Origin of the sequence: Nocardioides sp. NPDC092400 (assembly GCF_040684155.1) — a bacterium.
Lineage (GTDB): Bacteria > Actinomycetota > Actinomycetes > Propionibacteriales > Nocardioidaceae > Nocardioides.
In genome coordinates, this window is record NZ_JBFBFJ010000005.1 from 13053 (window position 1) to 28252 (window position 15200).

Annotated in this window: 14 protein-coding genes; 5 read left to right on the forward strand and 9 right to left on the reverse strand. The window is 73.2% G+C overall.

The features are described from left to right. Window positions 1-27: 27 nt before the first annotated feature. From AB0N29_RS15575 to AB0N29_RS15595, 5 genes are all read right to left on the reverse strand, one after another. Complete coding sequence (locus AB0N29_RS15575) at window positions 28-918, reverse strand: mucin-2 protein (RefSeq protein ID WP_302267273.1); 891 nt, start codon at window positions 916-918, stop codon at window positions 28-30. A 133-nt stretch (window positions 919-1051) separates the two neighbouring features. Beyond that, window positions 1052-2188: a tRNA dihydrouridine synthase DusB gene (dusB, locus tag AB0N29_RS15580; RefSeq protein WP_364868086.1), complete on the reverse strand. Its 1137-nt coding sequence runs from the start codon at window positions 2186-2188 to the stop codon at window positions 1052-1054. Window positions 2189-2282: 94 nt separating this feature from the next. Continuing rightward, entirely contained in the window at window positions 2283-3020 is a 738-nt protein-coding gene (locus tag AB0N29_RS15585; RefSeq protein WP_364868088.1) for a hypothetical protein, read from the reverse strand. Window positions 3021-3046: 26 nt separating this feature from the next. Beyond that, on the reverse strand, window positions 3047-4447 hold the full coding sequence (locus AB0N29_RS15590) for a glycine--tRNA ligase (RefSeq protein ID WP_302267276.1): 1401 nt from the start codon (window positions 4445-4447) through the stop codon (window positions 3047-3049). Between the two features lie 48 nt (window positions 4448-4495). Further along, window positions 4496-4813 (reverse strand): antibiotic biosynthesis monooxygenase family protein, encoded by a 318-nt coding sequence (locus AB0N29_RS15595; protein WP_364868091.1) that lies wholly within the window; start codon window positions 4811-4813, stop codon window positions 4496-4498. A gap of 62 nt (window positions 4814-4875) precedes the next feature. On the opposite strand from AB0N29_RS15595, the gene AB0N29_RS15600 reads away from it, so the two are divergent. Genes AB0N29_RS15600 through AB0N29_RS15615 form a run of 4 tightly spaced genes read left to right on the forward strand, consistent with a single transcriptional unit; the run spans window position 4876 to window position 8133 of the window. Beyond that, entirely contained in the window at window positions 4876-5901 is a 1026-nt protein-coding gene (locus AB0N29_RS15600; protein ID WP_364868093.1) for a metal ABC transporter substrate-binding protein, read from the forward strand. Then, window positions 5898-6698, forward strand: a complete 801-nt coding sequence (locus tag AB0N29_RS15605) for an ABC transporter ATP-binding protein (RefSeq protein WP_302267280.1) — start codon at window positions 5898-5900, stop codon at window positions 6696-6698. The genes AB0N29_RS15600 and AB0N29_RS15605 overlap by 4 nt, the downstream gene beginning before the upstream one ends. Further along, window positions 6695-7696, forward strand: a complete 1002-nt coding sequence (locus AB0N29_RS15610) for a metal ABC transporter permease (protein ID WP_364868096.1) — start codon at window positions 6695-6697, stop codon at window positions 7694-7696. The genes AB0N29_RS15605 and AB0N29_RS15610 overlap by 4 nt, the downstream gene beginning before the upstream one ends. 44 nt (window positions 7697-7740) lie before the next feature. Continuing rightward, window positions 7741-8133, forward strand: coding sequence for a Fur family transcriptional regulator (locus tag AB0N29_RS15615; RefSeq protein ID WP_364868098.1), 393 nt, complete (start codon window positions 7741-7743; stop codon window positions 8131-8133). Between the two features lie 104 nt (window positions 8134-8237). Here AB0N29_RS15615 and AB0N29_RS15620 read toward each other — a convergent pair whose 3' ends face one another. The 4 genes from AB0N29_RS15620 to AB0N29_RS15635 form a co-directional block, all read right to left on the reverse strand. Then, entirely contained in the window at window positions 8238-9845 is a 1608-nt protein-coding gene (locus tag AB0N29_RS15620; protein WP_364868100.1) for a HAMP domain-containing sensor histidine kinase, read from the reverse strand. Window positions 9846-9947: 102 nt separating this feature from the next. Continuing rightward, window positions 9948-10715, reverse strand: a complete 768-nt coding sequence (locus AB0N29_RS15625; protein WP_364868102.1) for an isoprenyl transferase — start codon at window positions 10713-10715, stop codon at window positions 9948-9950. 24 nt (window positions 10716-10739) lie between these two features. Beyond that, window positions 10740-11468, reverse strand: coding sequence for a DNA repair protein RecO (gene recO, locus AB0N29_RS15630; RefSeq protein ID WP_364868104.1), 729 nt, complete (start codon window positions 11466-11468; stop codon window positions 10740-10742). Between the two features lie 18 nt (window positions 11469-11486). Then, on the reverse strand, window positions 11487-12344 hold the full coding sequence (locus tag AB0N29_RS15635) for an alpha/beta fold hydrolase (RefSeq protein WP_364868106.1): 858 nt from the start codon (window positions 12342-12344) through the stop codon (window positions 11487-11489). Between the two features lie 31 nt (window positions 12345-12375). On the opposite strand from AB0N29_RS15635, the gene AB0N29_RS15640 reads away from it, so the two are divergent. Further along, entirely contained in the window at window positions 12376-15165 is a 2790-nt protein-coding gene (locus AB0N29_RS15640; RefSeq protein WP_364868108.1) for an ATP-binding protein, read from the forward strand. The last annotated feature ends 35 nt before the right edge of the window (window positions 15166-15200 follow it).

The window sequence follows — 15200 nt, forward strand, 5'->3', positions numbered from 1 at the left end:
GACGGCGACGAGGAGGGACCCGAGGGGTCAGTACGTCGTGACGTGGACGTGGTCGTAGTGGTTGGCCGTGGTCGAGCCGCGGTCCTCCATCGCACGCCAGCCCTCGCCGGCGCGCTCCACCGACCAGATCTTCTGGGCGTAGATGAGGTAGGAGACGCCGAGCTCGGCGTAGTTGGCGCGGACGAACTCCGCGACCTCCCAGCCGCGGTCACCGCTCACCATGATGTCGACGGCGATGCCCTGGGCGTGCTCGCCGTCCCCGCGGAACGTGCCGTAGGTCGAGATCTCGGGGAACGCCGCGCAGACCGCCTCGTGCACCTTGACGACGTTCGGGCTGACGCCGGAGGAGACCGACGACCCGTTGGTGCAGGCACCGCCCAGCTGCCGCGCGGTCGCCGTACCCTCCTCGACCTCGGTCTCGGTCTCGGGCTTCTCGGCGACCAGGTAGCCCGTGCTGATCCAGCGCGCGGTGCCGTCGACGACGACCTCCTCGCGGCCGAAGAGCGAGCGCCCGGTGACCAGCACCTTCTCCAGCTCGTCGAGCTGGCCGACCTTGGCGGCCTTCTCCCCCGGCTGGTCCCACAGGTTCAGCACCGTGGTGGTCCACATCTTGGTGTCGGCGTTCGCGACGGCCCGGCGCACCTTCGCGGGCGCGGTGACGAGCTCGGCCCGGGTGGGCTTGCGCTCGATGCGGTCCGAGGCCCGGGAGACGACCGGCTGGCGCTCGAACTCCATCGAGGGGCCGGGCACGGACGCCTGCTCGGCGTCGGCGGTCACCAGCTCGGTGCCCGCGGGGGTGCCGACGACGCCGAGGGTGACGGCGGCTGCGGTGGCGAGGAGGGCGATCGGGCCGGCGATGACGGCGGCCCGGGGCTTGCGGCGGGCATCGGTGTCCCGCTTGTGGCGGTGGTCTGCCACAGCGCTGAATCCTTTGCTGTTGCGTACATGGGACGGCCGGTCAGCTCGTCGCTGGACCGGCACGGTCACCTACCGTGACACAGACCCGCCGTCCTGTGTGAAAGTTGAACGGCAAATTCCGCTGTGTGTCGGCTCACCCGCCGGTGGCGCTGTCGGCGTCCTCGGCGAGCACGCAGCCCAGGCCGTCGGTGTCGTCGAGCCAGCCCTCGGGCAGCGCGACCCTCGCGCGCGGCGAGCCCTGGCGTCCTCGCGGGGTGCCGAGCTCGGAGGTCGGGAAGGGCTCGTCCGGGTCGAGGCCAGCCAGCAGCGCGTCGAGCCCCGCGAGGCTGTCGACCAGCCCGAGCGAGCGACGCATCTCCCCACCGGCGCTGAAGCCCTTGAGGTACCACGAGACGTGCTTGCGGAACTCCTTGCAGCCCCGCTCCTGACCCATGTGCTGGCACAGGAGCTCGGCGTGGCGGCGCATCATGGCGGTCACCTCGCCCAGCGTCGGCAGGGTCTTGACCTCCTGCCCGCCGAACGCCGCCGCGAGGTCGCGGAACAGCCACGGGCGGCCCAGGCAGCCGCGGCCGACGACCACACCGGCCGCGCCGGTCTGCTCGACCATGCGCACCGCGTCGGCGGCCTCCCAGATGTCGCCGTTGCCCAGCACCGGGATGTCGACGGCCGCGGCCAGCTCCCCGATCGCGTCCCAGTCGGCCTCGCCCGAGTAGGCCTGGGCGACGGTCCGCCCGTGCAGCGCGATGGCCGCGGCACCGGACTCCTGGGCGATCCGGCCGGCATCGAGGTAGGTGAGGTGGTCCTCGTCGATGCCCTTGCGGGTCTTCATCGTCACCGGCACGTCGTACGGCGCGGCCGCGGCCACGGCGTGCTCGAGGATCCGGCCGAGCAGCGCGCGCTTCCACGGCAGCGCGCCGCCGCCGCCCTTGCGGGTCACCTTGGGGACCGGGCAGCCGAAGTTCAGGTCGATGTGGGCGACGCCGTACTCGGCGCAGAGGATCTCCGCGGCCTTCCCGACGTAGACCGGGTCGGTGCCGTAGAGCTGGACCGACCGGGTGGTCTCGAGCTCGTCGAAGACCAGCATGTCGCGGGTGTGCTGGTCGCCCTCGACCAGGCCACGGCTGGTGATCATCTCGCAGACGTAGAGCCCGGCGCCCTGCTCGGCGCACAGCCGGCGGTAGGCCGCGTTCGTGATGCCCGCCATCGGCGCGAGCACGACGGGCACGTCGACGCGCACGGACCCGAGGGTCAACGAGGAGGGCAGGACCATGTCGTCCATTGTCCGGCGGGGCCCCGGAGCGGCCAAAATCGCTCACCCGTGTGCGCGACGTGCCTCCCGCCGCGAGGCCCCACCCGCGGTGGGTTCAGCGGCTCGCGCCGCCGGTCTTGCCGCCGGTCTTGCCGCCCTTCTTGCCGCCCTTGTCGCCCTTGTCGCCCTTGCCGCCCTTGTCGCCGCCGACCTTCTCCAGGTCACCGGTCCAGGTGATCGGGTTGAACTCCTGGGTCGGACGGAAGCTCACCGCGGTCAGGTCGCCCTTGTCCGGCGCCAGGTAGACGAGGCAGACGTCGGTCTTCGCGCCCGGGCCGAACTTCTTCGGCAGCGGCCCGCTCGGGCACGGCGCGAAGCGGCTGGCGAACGAGGAGGCCTCGATCAGCGTGTTCTTCCCGTCGACGATGTAGAGCGGGACGGGGCGGCCGCCCAGCTTGGTGTCCCCCTCGTTGGTGAGGGTGGCGCGGACGAAGTAGGGGTTGGACTTCTTCGTGGCGGCGTCGAGCTGCCAACCGCTGAAGGACTCCTTGAACGTCGTCCGCTCCAGCCGGTCGACCCGGATCCCGAGCACGCCCACCTGGCCCTGCCGCGGCTCGTAGGCCACGACGGCCTCGTCGCCGACCGACAGCTCGGTCCCCTGGGGGGTCAGCTCGACGCCGTCGGGGACGGGGAGGTACGGCGTCGCGCTGGCCGACGCGGACCCCGCCTCGCCGGCCGGCGAGGAGCTGTCCCCGGAGCCGGGATCGGCCGAGCCCTCGGAGTCGTCGGAGCAGGCGGTCAGCAGCAGGCCCGCGGCGAGCAGGCCCGCGAGAGCGGTTCGGGTGGAGCGCATCCCTCGATTGTGCACGGGCCGTCCGGTCAGCACCCGACGAATCGCTGCGCGAACCACGACGTCACCTGGTCGAGGGAGACGCGCTCCTGCTCCATGGTGTCGCGCGACCGCACGGTGATCGCCTGGTCCTCGAGGGTGTCGAAGTCCACCGTGACGCAGTACGGCGTGCCGATCTCGTCCTGGCGGCGGTAGCGGCGACCGATCGCGCCGGAGTCGTCGAAGTCGACGTTCCAGCCGGCGCTGCGCAGCTCCATGGCGAGGTCCTTGGCCTTGGGCGAGAGGTCGGCGTTGCGGCTCAGCGGCAGCACCGCGACCTTGACCGGCGCGAGGCGCGGGTCGAGGCGCAGCACGGTCCGCTTGTCGACGCCGCCCTTGGTGTTGGGCGCCTCGTCCTCGGTGTAGGCGTCGACCAGGAAGGTCATCAGGCTGCGCGAGAGGCCCGCTGCCGGCTCGATGACGTACGGCGTGTAGCGCTCGTTGTTGGCCTGGTCGAAGTACGACAGGTCCTGGCCGGAGTGCTTGGCGTGGGTGGAGAGGTCGAAGTCGGTGCGGTTCGCGATGCCCTCGAGCTCACCCCACTCCGAGCCGGTGAAGCCGAAGCGGTACTCGATGTCGACGGTGCGCTTGGAGTAGTGGCTGAGCTTCTCCTGCGCGTGCTCGAAGTGCCGCAGGTTGGCCGGGTCGATGCCGAGGTCGGTGTACCACTGGGTGCGCTGGTCGATCCAGTACTGGTGCCACTCCTCGTCCTCGCCGGGCTTGACGAAGAACTCCATCTCCATCTGCTCGAACTCGCGGGTGCGGAAGATGAAGTTGCCCGGCGTGATCTCGTTGCGGAAGCTCTTGCCGATCTGGGCGATGCCGAAGGGCGGCTTCTGGCGGCTCGAGGTGACGACGTTCGCGAAGTTCACGAAGATGCCCTGGGCGGTCTCCGGGCGCAGGTAGTGCAGCCCGGTCTCGTCCTCGGTGACGCCGAGGTGGGTCTTGAGCATGCCGGAGAACTGCCGGGGCTCGGTCCACGCGCCGCGGGTGCCGCAGTTGCTGCAGGCGACCTCGGCGAGGTCGACGGTGTCGGGGTCCTCGATGCCCTTCTTCTCCGCGTAGGCCTCTTGGAGGTGGTCGGCGCGGAACCGCTTGTGGCACGACTGGCACTCGGTCAGCGGGTCGTTGAAGGTGTCGACGTGGCCGCTGGCCTCCCAGACCTGGCGCGGCAGGATGATGCTGGAGTCCAGGCCCACGACGTCCTCGCGCATGGTGACCATGGACTTCCACCACTGGCGCTTGATGTTCTCCTTCAGCTCCACGCCGAGCGGGCCGTAGTCCCACGCGGAGCGCGTACCGCCGTAGATCTCGCCGCACGGGTAGACGAAGCCCCGCCGCTTGGCGAGGGAGACGACGTGGTCGACGGTGGTTGCGGGCGGCTTGGCCACGATGAACCTTTCGAGCGGACTGCAGGCGGAACTCGGATGAGCGAGCGGTCAGCCTAGCGAGCGGGGCACCCCGGCGTTGAGCACGGTCCCCGGGTCGACGGACTCGTAGGCACTGGGCTCGTCGAGGGCCCGGCTCAGCACCGGCACCGCGTCCAGCTTCACCTCGTAGGACGACAGTGCGCGGCGGTAGGACCCGACGTCGCGCCAGGTCGTGGTGAGCACCCACAGGGTCGGGTCGTCGACGTTGCGGCCGATCCGCCCGGCGACGTACCCCGGGCGCGCGGCGAGCGTCTCGTGCGCCCGCTGCAGGTCCGCGCGGAAGCGGTCGTCGCCCTCGGGCACGCGGAAACGGTTGACCACCAGCACGGGTCGAGCCTAGTGCGGAAGCGATTTGACAACGGTTCTCACTTCTACTGAGAATCGTTCTCATGAATCTCCGCCGTCGTCCCACCACCGCCGCGCTCACCGTCGGCGCGCTGTCCGCGACCCTGTCCCTCAGCGGCTGCGCCGCCCTCACCGGCGGGGACGACGCGAACGGCTCGGGCGGCTCGGGCGAGGGCTCGCGCACGGTCGCGGCCGCGCTCTACCCCCTGGCGTACGTCGCCGAGCGGGTGGCGGGCGACGCCTTCGACGTCGAGAACCTCACCTCCCCCGGCGGGGAGCCGCACGACCTCGAGCTCGGCGTCCGCGAGACCGCGCTGGTCAGCGATTCCGCCCTCCTCGTGTACGTCGACTCCCTCCAGCCCGCCGTCGACGCCGCGGCCGAGGAGAACGCCGGCGGCGACGTGCTCGACGCCGCGGCCGTCGTCGACCTGATGCCGTTCGAGGGCGAGCACACGCACGAGGAGGAGCACGCCCACGAGGACCACGAGGGGCACGAGGAGGAGGGCGCGGACGAGCACGCCGAGGAGGAGGGGCACGAGGGCCACGACCACGGCGAGCTCGACCCGCACTTCTGGCAGGATCCCCTGCGGATGGCCGAGCTCGGTGACGCCGTCGCCGAGCGCCTGGCCGAGATCGACCCGGACGAGGCCGACACCTTCACCGCCAACGCGGACGCGCTCCGCTCCGACCTCGAGGCGCTCGACGAGGAGTACGTCGCGGGGCTCGCCGACTGCAGGACGTCGACGGTCGTCACGAACCACGACGCGTTCGGCTACCTGGAGAAGTACGGCCTGGAGCTGGAGTCGATCGCCGGCATCTCCCCCGACGCCGAGCCCAGCCCCGGCGCCCTCGCCGACCTGCAGGACCTGATCCGCGAGGACGGGATCACCACGGTCTTCTCCGAGTCGCTGGTGAGCCCGAAGACCGCCGAGGTGCTGGCCGACGACGCCGGCGTGCGCACCGACGTGCTGGACACCATCGAGGGCCTGACCGACGACACCGCGGACGAGGACTACCTTTCCCTCATGCGCGCCAACCTCGCCGCCCTTCAGGAGGCGAACGGCTGTTGAGCCCCTCGCACCCGTCCGGCACCCCGGTCGTCGAGCTGCACGACGGCGCGGTCGCCATCGGCGGCCGGCCGATCCTGCGGCACGTCGACCTCACGGTCCGGCAGGGCGAGTTCGTGACGCTGCTCGGCCCCAACGGCTCCGGCAAGTCCACGCTGGTGCGCGCGCTGACCGGGCTGCGCCCGCTGACCCTGGGCTCGCTGAGGCTCTTCGGCACGCCGCTGGAGTCCTTCCGCGACTGGCACCGGCTCGGCTTCGTGCCGCAGCGCTCGAGCGCGGCGAGCGGCGTGCCGGCCTCGGTCGCCGAGGTCGTGGCCTCCGGCCGGCTGACCCGCCGGCGGCTGCTGCGCCCGGCCGGGCGGGCGGACCGCGCGGCCGTCGCGTCCGCCCTCGAGCTCGTCGGGCTCTCCGACCGCGCCCGGGACAGTGTCGCCACCCTCTCCGGCGGCCAGCAGCAGCGCGTGCTCATCGCGCGGGCCCTGGCCGGCGAGCCGGACCTGTTCTTCCTCGACGAGCCGACCGCGGGCGTCGACCTGCCCAACCAGCAGGCGCTCGCCGCGGCCCTCGGCGCCCTCTCGGCGACCGGCAGCACCGTCGTGCTCGTCACCCACGAGCTCGGTCCGCTCGCGCCGCTCGTCGACCGCACCGTGGTCCTGCGCGACGGCCGGGTGGTGTACGACGGCGCCCCGCTGCAGCTCGACGACGCCCACGGCCACCACCACCCCAGCCCCCGGCGCACCGACCACCACCCCGGCGTGGTGGCCCCGCTCGACCGGTCCGGAGAGGACGTGTCCTGGTGATCGACCTCCTCGGCCACACCTTCATGCAGCGGGCCCTCATCGCCGCCTTCGTCACCGGCCTCGCGGCGCCGGTGATCGGCACCTACCTGGTCCAGCGGCGCCTCGCCCTCCTCGGCGACGGCCTCGGCCACGTCGCGGTCACCGGCGTCGCTCTCGGGCTGCTCACCGGCCTGGCGCCGACCTGGACCGCCGTCCTGGTGGCGGTGCTCGGCGCGGTGGCCATCGAGGTGATCCGCGAGCGCGGGAGCACCAGCGGCGACCTGGCGCTCGCGCTGCTGTTCTACGGCGGCCTGGCGGGTGGCGTGATGATCACCGGGCTCGCCGGTCAGACGGGCGCCACCCTGAACCAGTACCTCTTCGGCTCGATCACCTCCATCTCGGTCGCCGACATCTGGTTCACCCTCGGGCTGGCGCTGGTCATCATCGTGGTCGGGCTGGGGCTGCTGCCGCAGCTGTTCGCCGTCGCCCAGGACCAGGACTTCGCCCGCGTCGCGGGGCTCAACGTGCGCGCCTACAACCTGCTGGTGGCGGTGCTGGCCGCGGTCACGGTGACCATCGCGATGCGGACCGTCGGGCTGCTGCTCGTCTCCGCGCTGATGATCGTCCCGGTGGCGACCTCCCAGCAGCTGGCGCGGTCCTTCCGCAGGACGGTCGTCGGAGCGGTCCTCGTCGGAGCGGGCTCGGCCGTCGGGGGCCTGCTGGTGTCGGCGTACGCCTCCGTGCGCCACGACGTCTCCCTCGCCCCGGGCTCCACCATCGTGCTGCTGGCGCTGGCGTGCTTCGTCGGCACCTGGCCGCTCGGTGCCTGGCAGCGCCGGCGCGACCGCCTGCGCGCGCCGTTCCCGGCCGAGCCGGTGGAGGGGCACGAGACCACCGACCACCCCCACGACCACGGTCCGGCCTGCGGCCACCTCGCGGTGCCCCACGACGACCACGTCGACTACGTGCACGACGGTCACCGGCACGCGCCGCACGACGAGCACTACGACGAGCACTGAACGACGAGCACTGAACGACGAGCACTGAACGACGGGACCAGCCCATGACCGAGCAGACCACTCTCCGGCCGACCCGCCAGCGCGTCGCCGTCGCGGAGGCCCTCGCGTCCGTCGACGACTTCCGCTCCGCCCAGGACATCCACGACCTCCTCGGCAGGCGCGGCGAGCCGGTCGGGCTGGCCACGGTCTACCGCACGCTGCAGCGGCTCGCCGACGCCGGCGAGGTCGACCTGCTGCGGACCGAGGACGGCGAGGCGGTCTACCGGCGCTGCTCGGGCACGCACCACCACCACCTGGTCTGCCGCACCTGCGGCGCGACGGTCGAGGTGGAGGGCCCGGCCGTCGAGCGCTGGACCCGCAGCATCGCCGCCGAGCACGGCTTCTCCGACGTCAGCCACACCCTGGAGATCTTCGGGACCTGCCCCGCCTGCCGCTGACGGGCCCCTCCCGATGCCCGCCTCGTGATGCCCAGGGCGCGCCGGGGCGCACGCTGGGCATCACGAGGCGGGAACGGCGCCTGTCAGAGCCGTCCGCTCCGCCGTCAGGTCGCGACGGGCAGCCGGACGCGGAAGGTGCTGCCGACGCCGAGCTGGCTGTCGACCTCGATCCGGCCGCCGTGGGCCTCGACGATCCCCCGGGTGATGCTGAGCCCCAGGCCGACGCCCTGGATCGAGCGGTCCTCGGCGTCGCGGGAGCGGAAGAAGCGGGTGAACAGCCGGTCGCGGTCGGCCGCGGAGATGCCGATGCCCTGGTCGCGCACGCTGAGCACGGCGCGGCCGTCCTGCACGACGAGCTCGACGCAGACCTCGGTGCCGCGGCTGCTGTACTTCATCGCGTTGGTCAGCAGGTTGTCGACCACCTGCTCGATGCGCTGCTCGTCCAGGAGCGTCGGCAGCGCCGCGGGGGCGTGCACTTCGAGCCTGATGCCGGCGGCGCGGTACGCCGGCCGCGCGGCGTCCACGCACGCGCGGACCAGCTGGGCCAGGTCGCACGGCGCCCGGGTCAGCGCCACCGGTCCCGCGTCGATCTGGGCGGTGTCGAGGAGGTCGGTGATCAGGCGCAGCAGCCGCTGGGCGTTGCGGTCGACCACCTGCAGCTGGCGCACCGCGACCGGGTCGAGCTCGCCGTCCTCGAGCAGCATCTGCACGTAGCCCACGATCGAGGTCAGCGGCGTCCGCAGCTCGTGGGAGACCGAGGCGACGAACTCGTCCTTGACCTCCATGGCGCGCATGAAGTCGGTGACGTCCTTGTAGGCCAGGGCGGCGCCGGCGAACGTCCCGCGCTCGTCGCGGACCGACCGCGCCGAGACCGACAGCGCGCGGCGGGTCAGCGGGTCCCTGCCGACCCAGATCCGGCAGTCGTCGAACTCCTCGCCCTGCGCCGCGCGGTACGTCGGCATCTGCTCCGCCGCGAGCGGGGTGGTGCCGTCGGAGTCCAGCACCTCGCCCACCTGCCCGGCCCGGCCGGAGTGGCCGCCGGGGTAGGCCAGCGCCATGAAGTCGCGGTGGCGGCGGTTGAGCCCGACGTACCCGCCGCGGCGGTCGAGGAGGACCAGGCCGACGTCGACGGTGTCGAGGGTGGCGTCGGAGACCCGGCGCTGGTGCTCGACGGTCTCCATCGCCCGCCCGACCTGCTCCATGCCTCCGGCGATGGCCAGCGAGGCGATCACCGCCACGACGGGGATGCTCACCGACCGGCTGAGGAAGATGCCCTCGGCACCGGTGTAGAGGAGCCCCGGGACCGTCACGAGGAGCACCGTCGCGACGCCGGCGACGGCCGCGCCACGACGTCCCAGCAACCGCCCGAGCCAGAGCGCCGGCAGCACGACCAGGAGGCCCGAACCACCGTCGGGGCTCAGCCGGGCGAGCCCGACGGCGGCGATGTCGAGCACGAGGACCGCCTCGACCGCGCGCAGCGGCAGCCGGCCCCGGCTGAGGAACGTGACCGCGAGGAGGACCAGGACCACCAGCACGGAGACCGCCGGCAGCGACAGGCCGACCCGCACGCCGCCCACCCAGCGCAGCGCCACGTCGACGGCGACGAGCAGGGCGAAACCGGTCTGGATCGCACGGGGGTCGGTCGTGGACGCGAGGAGCACCCCGCGCAGGGCCGTCGTCCAGCGACGGCCGGTCCCACCCTCCCCCGGCACGGGGCCAGTGTGGCGTGCCGCGGACGTTTCAGCAGGTGAACCGCAGGGTCTTCACCCAGCAGTCACCTCGAGGATCCGTCACACGCCCGGCGAGCCCGGACGTCACTTCGCGCCGCCGTAGCGGCGGTCGCGCCGGGCGTACTCCTCGATCGCCGCCCACAGGTGCCGGCGGTCCACGTCGGGCCACAGCACGTCGGAGTAGACGAGCTCGGCGTAGGCCGCCTGCCAGAGCATGAAGTTCGAGAGCCGCTGCTCCCCCGACGTGCGCCAGACCAGGTCGGCGTCGGACTGCTCGGGGACGTAGAGGTGGCGCGCGAAGACCTTCTCGTCGACCTTGCGCGGGTCCAGCCGTCCGGCGGCGACCTCCTCGGCGATCCGGCGAGCGGTGTCGGCGACCTCGGCGCGCCCGCCGTAGTTCACGCACATCGTCAGCGTCAGCACGTCGTTCCCGCGGGTCAGCTCCTCGGCGACCTGCAGCTCCTTGATGACCGACTTCCACAGCCGCGGCGCACGGCCGGCCCACCGGACGCGGACGCCGAGCTCGTGCATCTCGTCGCGGCGTCGCCGGATCACGTCGCGGTTGAACCCCATCAGGAACCGGACCTCCTCGGGGCTGCGCGACCAGTTCTCGGTCGAGAAGGCGTACGCCGAGACGGCCTTGACGCCGATCTCGATGGCCCCCTCGACGACGTCGAAGAGCGAGGACTCGCCCTCCTCGTGGCCGCGCGTCCGCGGCAGCCCGCGCTCCTTGGCCCAGCGGCCGTTGCCGTCCATGACGACGGCGACGTGGCGCGGGACGAGCTCACGCGGGAGCTCGGGGGGCCGGGCGCCCGAGGGGTGCGGCGTGGGCTGGCGGACGGCGCGCTTCACGCGGGCGAGCCTAGAGGTGCCCGGTCACCGCTCGACGTAGGCCATGGAGCGCAGCGCGCGCTCGAGGTGCCACTGCAGGTACGCCGCGACCAGCCCGCTCGCCTCCTTGAGGTGACGCGGCTCGGCGGCCTCGACGACCGGCCAGTCGCCGGCGAGCAGCGCACCGAGCAGCACGAGGGTCTCCGCGGCCGGCGACGCCGAGCCGGGCACCCGGCAGGTCGCGCAGAGCACGCCGCCCATCGAGGGGTTGAACCAGCGGTGCGGGCCCTCCAGCCCGCAGCGGGCGCAGTGCTCGAACGACGGGGCGTAGCCGGCGACCGCCAGCGAGCGCAGCAGGTAGGAGTCGAGCACCTGGCTGGGCGTGCGCTGGCCGGTCGACATCGCACGGAGGCCGCCGACGAGCAGGAGGAACTGCTGGAGCGACGGCTCGCGCTCCTCGGCGGCGACCCGCTCGGCGGTCTCGAGCATCACGGTGCCGGCGGTGTAGCGGTCGTAGTCCAGGCCGATCTCGGAGTGGAACGGCGTCAGCGTCTCGGCCTGGGTGATCGTGTCGAGGTTGCGCCCCTCGGCCAGCTGGAGGTCGACGTGGGTGAACGGCTCGAGGCGCGAGCCGAAGCGCGACGTGGTGCGGCGCACCCCCTTGGCGACCGCGCGGACCCGCCCGTGGTGACGGGTCAGCAGGGTGATGATGCGGTCGGCCTCCCCCAGCTTGTGGGTGCGGAGCACGATCGCCTCGTCGCGGTAGAGAGGCACCCCTCCATTGTGCGCGACTCAGCTGCCGGTACGACGACGCCGCCCCGTCGAGCGCCAGCAGCCGAGCGCGAAGCCGACCGCCGCGCGGTCCAGCCGCTCCGGCGAGACCCGCCACTCCAGGATCGACCGGGCCTTGACGAAGGTGGACTGCGGCAGCTCCTGGGCCAGCATGGCGGCGTCGGCAGCCGGGTGGACGGGGTCGGCCGGGTGGCCGACGACGAGCGCCGGGACGGCGATCCGGCGGCGCTGGCTCGACGGCGGGGCCAGCCGCCCGAAGAACAGCCCGTGGACCACGGCGGCGAGCGCGTCCGCGCGCTGGTCGAGGGAGTCCAGGGCGATGCCCGCCCAGAACGGCACGATCCCGCGCGGGACCGGGCGGGTCAGCCGGCGCACGGTGTTGACGGTGAACGGCAGGAAGCGGGCCGCCATCAGCAGCGGCGCGAAGGTGAGGATGCCGGCCTCGACCGCGTTGTCGAGCACGGGCATCTCGCAGATCAGCCCGCGGACGCGCTCGGGGGCCAGGACCGCCGTCTCCAGCGCGACGTTCGCCCCGATGGACGTGCCGCCGACGACGGCCTGCGCGGCGCCGAGGTGGTCGAGCAGGGCCAGCACCTGCTCGGCGAACGCCGTGACCGAGTAGACGAGCGGGTCGGCCGGCCGGTCCGACCGCCCGTGGCCGAGCAGGTCGAGGGTGACGACGTGCAGGCCCTCGGCCGCGAGCCGGCGGGCCAGCGGCGCGTGCATGCGGCGCGGCATGAGCTGGCCGTGCACGAGCACGACCCAGGAGTCGCCGGCGCCGTACTCGGTGTACTCCAACCGGTCCCGGCCGCTGTCGCCCTCGACGAAGAACTGCCCGATCCGCTCGGAAACCAGCATGCTCGGCACCCTAGTGCAGGACAATCACCCGGTGACCAGACCCGCGGCCCGGGGAGACCGGCGAACGCTCGGCTGGTCGTGGACCGCGCTGCTGCTCGTCGCGACGACCGTGGCGGGCTGGCTGGCGATCGAGCTCTCGCCCGAGGGATTTCCCGTCGCGAGCTGGTGGCCGGGTGCCGGCCTGGCGGCGGCCCTGGTGGCGCTCTCGCCCCTGCGTCGCGCCCCTCTGCTGACCGTGGCGATCGCACTGGCCACGCTCCTCGCGAACCTGGTTGCCGGCCGTGGCGGCGACCTCGCGGGGGCCTTCGCGGTGGTCAACGCCCTCGGCGCGCTGGCCGCCGGGCTGGTGCTCAAGGGGCTCCGCGACCGCGTGCCGGGCCTGTCCGCCCACGACGACTTCGTCCGTCTCGTCCTCGCCGGGGTCGCGGGCGGCGCCGTCGTGGCGGTGGGCGCGACGGCCGCCGTCGAGGCCACCGTGGGCGGGTCGAGCGTCGGGACCGCTCCACTGGTGCTGTTCTCGCACCTCTCGGCGGTGCTCGCCGTCACGCCCATCGCCCTCGCCCGCCACCGCGGGCACCGCACGGGCAGCGACCTCGAGGCGCTGCTCCAGGGCGGCGCCACCCTGCTGGTCGCGGCGCTCGTGCTCGGTGTCGACCGGTCGCTCGCGCTCTCGATCGCCCCGCTCCCGCTGCTCGTCTGGGGTGCGCTCCGGCTCTCGGTGCGCACCGTCGCGTGGGAGCTGGGCCTGTTCGCGCTGCTCAACACAGTGGCGACGAGCCAAGGACACGGGCCGTTCGGCCACGCGTACGCCGACGGCGACGTCGGACCGCTCGAGGTCGCAGCGCTCTCCCAGGGCTACCTCGTCTGCGCCGTCCTGATCACCCTCCCGCTGGCCATCGCGGTGCAGCAGCGGCACACGCTCCTGGCGCGGGTCAGTGCCGACGAGGCACTGTTCCGCCGCAACTTCACCGAGTCGCTGCTCGGCATGCTGCTGCTGCGCGTGCACGGCGACCGGCTGCACGCCGTCGAGCTCAACGACCGCGCGGTCGCCGTCCTCGGCGGCGACCGGTACGCCCTGCTCGAGCGGCCCCTCGACGAGGTGGTCGCGGCGCCGGAGCCGCTGAGCGCCGTGGTCCGCGACCTGCTGGTGGGACGCCGCGACGGCTGGTCCGGGTCGTGCCTGGTCCCCGACCGTCCGGGCGCCCGCGTCGAGGTGGCCCTCGTGCTCCTGTCCGGCGCCGGCGACGACGCGGTGTTCTCCGCCCAGGTCCTCGACGTGACCGCCGAGCACGAGGCGCGGCAGCGGCTGGAGGCCGCCGAGCGGCTGACGGGCGCGACCCTGGACACGGCCGCGTGCGTCATCCTCGTCACCGACACCGACGGCCGGATCGTGCGGGTCAACGCCGCCACGACCGCGATCACCGGGTACGGCGAGGAGGAGCTGCTCGGCCGCCCCGTGTGGGACACCCCCGTGTCGCCGTCGGGGACCCACGACATCGAGGCGCTCTTCGTCTGGCCGAACCGGTCGGGACAGCCGGTCATCCGGGAGCGGGACCTGGTGACCCGGGACGGCCGGCGCCTGCGGATGGTGTGGAACAACAACGTCGTGCGCGACGAGCACGGCACGGCGACGTACGCCGTGATGACCGGCGTCGACGTCACCGGCGAGCGCACGAGCGCCGGGCTCGTCACGCACCTGATGCAGGCGGCGATCACCACGGCGCTCATCGGCCTCGACGTGCGGGGTCGGGTCACGGTGCTCGGGTCCGGTGCCGCCCACCTGCTCGGGCTGGACCCGCACGCGGCGGTCGGAGGACCGCTCGCCGAGCTGCTCGACCCCGGCGAGCTGCGGGAGCGGACCGGCACCGTCGACCCGGAGGCCGCCTTCGCGGTCCTGGCCGCCACGCTCGGGGCGGGCGGGGAGTCCGCCGCGCGGGACTGGACCTGGGTCTCCCGGGGCGGCCAGCGCCGCGTGGTCTCGATGACGCTGAGCACGACCACCGACGCCTTCGGCGACCACGTCGGCTACCTGGTCGTCGGCCGCGACGTCACCGAGCAGCGGGAGAGCCGGGAGCTGCTCGTCGCCGCGCTGGAGAAGGAGCGGCACGCGGTCGAGCGGCTGCGGTCCCTCGACGACGCGAAGAACGAGTTCGTCTCCACCGTCTCCCACGAGCTGCGCACCCCGGTGACCAGCATCGTCGGCTACACCGAGATGCTCCAGGACGGCGACCCGGTCGAGCCGCACCCCCAGCAGCTGCGGCTCCTGGACAGCATCAGCCGCAACGGCCAGCGCCTCATCGCCCTGTGCGACGACCTGCTGGCGCTCTCGGGGCTCGACGCCGGCACCACGACGTGGCAGCGCGAGGAGCTCGACCTGGCCGCGGTCGTGCCGGCCGTCGAGGAGTCGGTCCGCCCCCTGCTGGGCGGGCGGCGCCTCGACGTCACCTGGCACGCCGGCCCCGGGCCGGTCCCGGTCAGCGGCGACCGGGCGCAGCTCGAGCGCGTCGTGCTGAACCTGGTCGGCAACGCGGTGAAGTTCACCGAGGACGGTGGCACCGTGACCTGTCGCGTGCACCGCGACGCCGGGGAGGCGGTGCTCGAGGTGGCCGACACCGGCATCGGCATCCCGCGGTCGGAGCAGGACGGTCTGTTCGAGAAGTTCTTCCGCTCCACGACTGCTCAGCAGCGCGCCATCCAGGGCACCGGCCTGGGCCTGTCCATCGTCGCCGCCATCGTCACGGCCCACGGCGGCCGGATCAGCGTCGACTCCGAGCACCTGCAGGGGACGACGTTCACCGTCCGGCTCCCGCTCGCGGCCTGACCCGGCCCGGTGCCCCGCGCCGGGGCGCGGGGCGC

Coding starts and splice junctions, on each gene's coding strand:
- dusB (WP_364868086.1), bottom strand. CDS start 2,188: ATGGTCCTGCCCTCCTCGTTGACCCTCGGGTCCGTGCGCGTCGACGTG.
- AB0N29_RS15585 (WP_364868088.1), bottom strand. CDS start 3,020: ATGCGCTCCACCCGAACCGCTCTCGCGGGCCTGCTCGCCGCGGGCCTG.
- AB0N29_RS15600 (WP_364868093.1), top strand. CDS start 4,876: ATGAATCTCCGCCGTCGTCCCACCACCGCCGCGCTCACCGTCGGCGCG.
- AB0N29_RS15615 (WP_364868098.1), top strand. CDS start 7,741: ATGACCGAGCAGACCACTCTCCGGCCGACCCGCCAGCGCGTCGCCGTC.
- AB0N29_RS15635 (WP_364868106.1), bottom strand. CDS start 12,344: ATGCTGGTTTCCGAGCGGATCGGGCAGTTCTTCGTCGAGGGCGACAGC.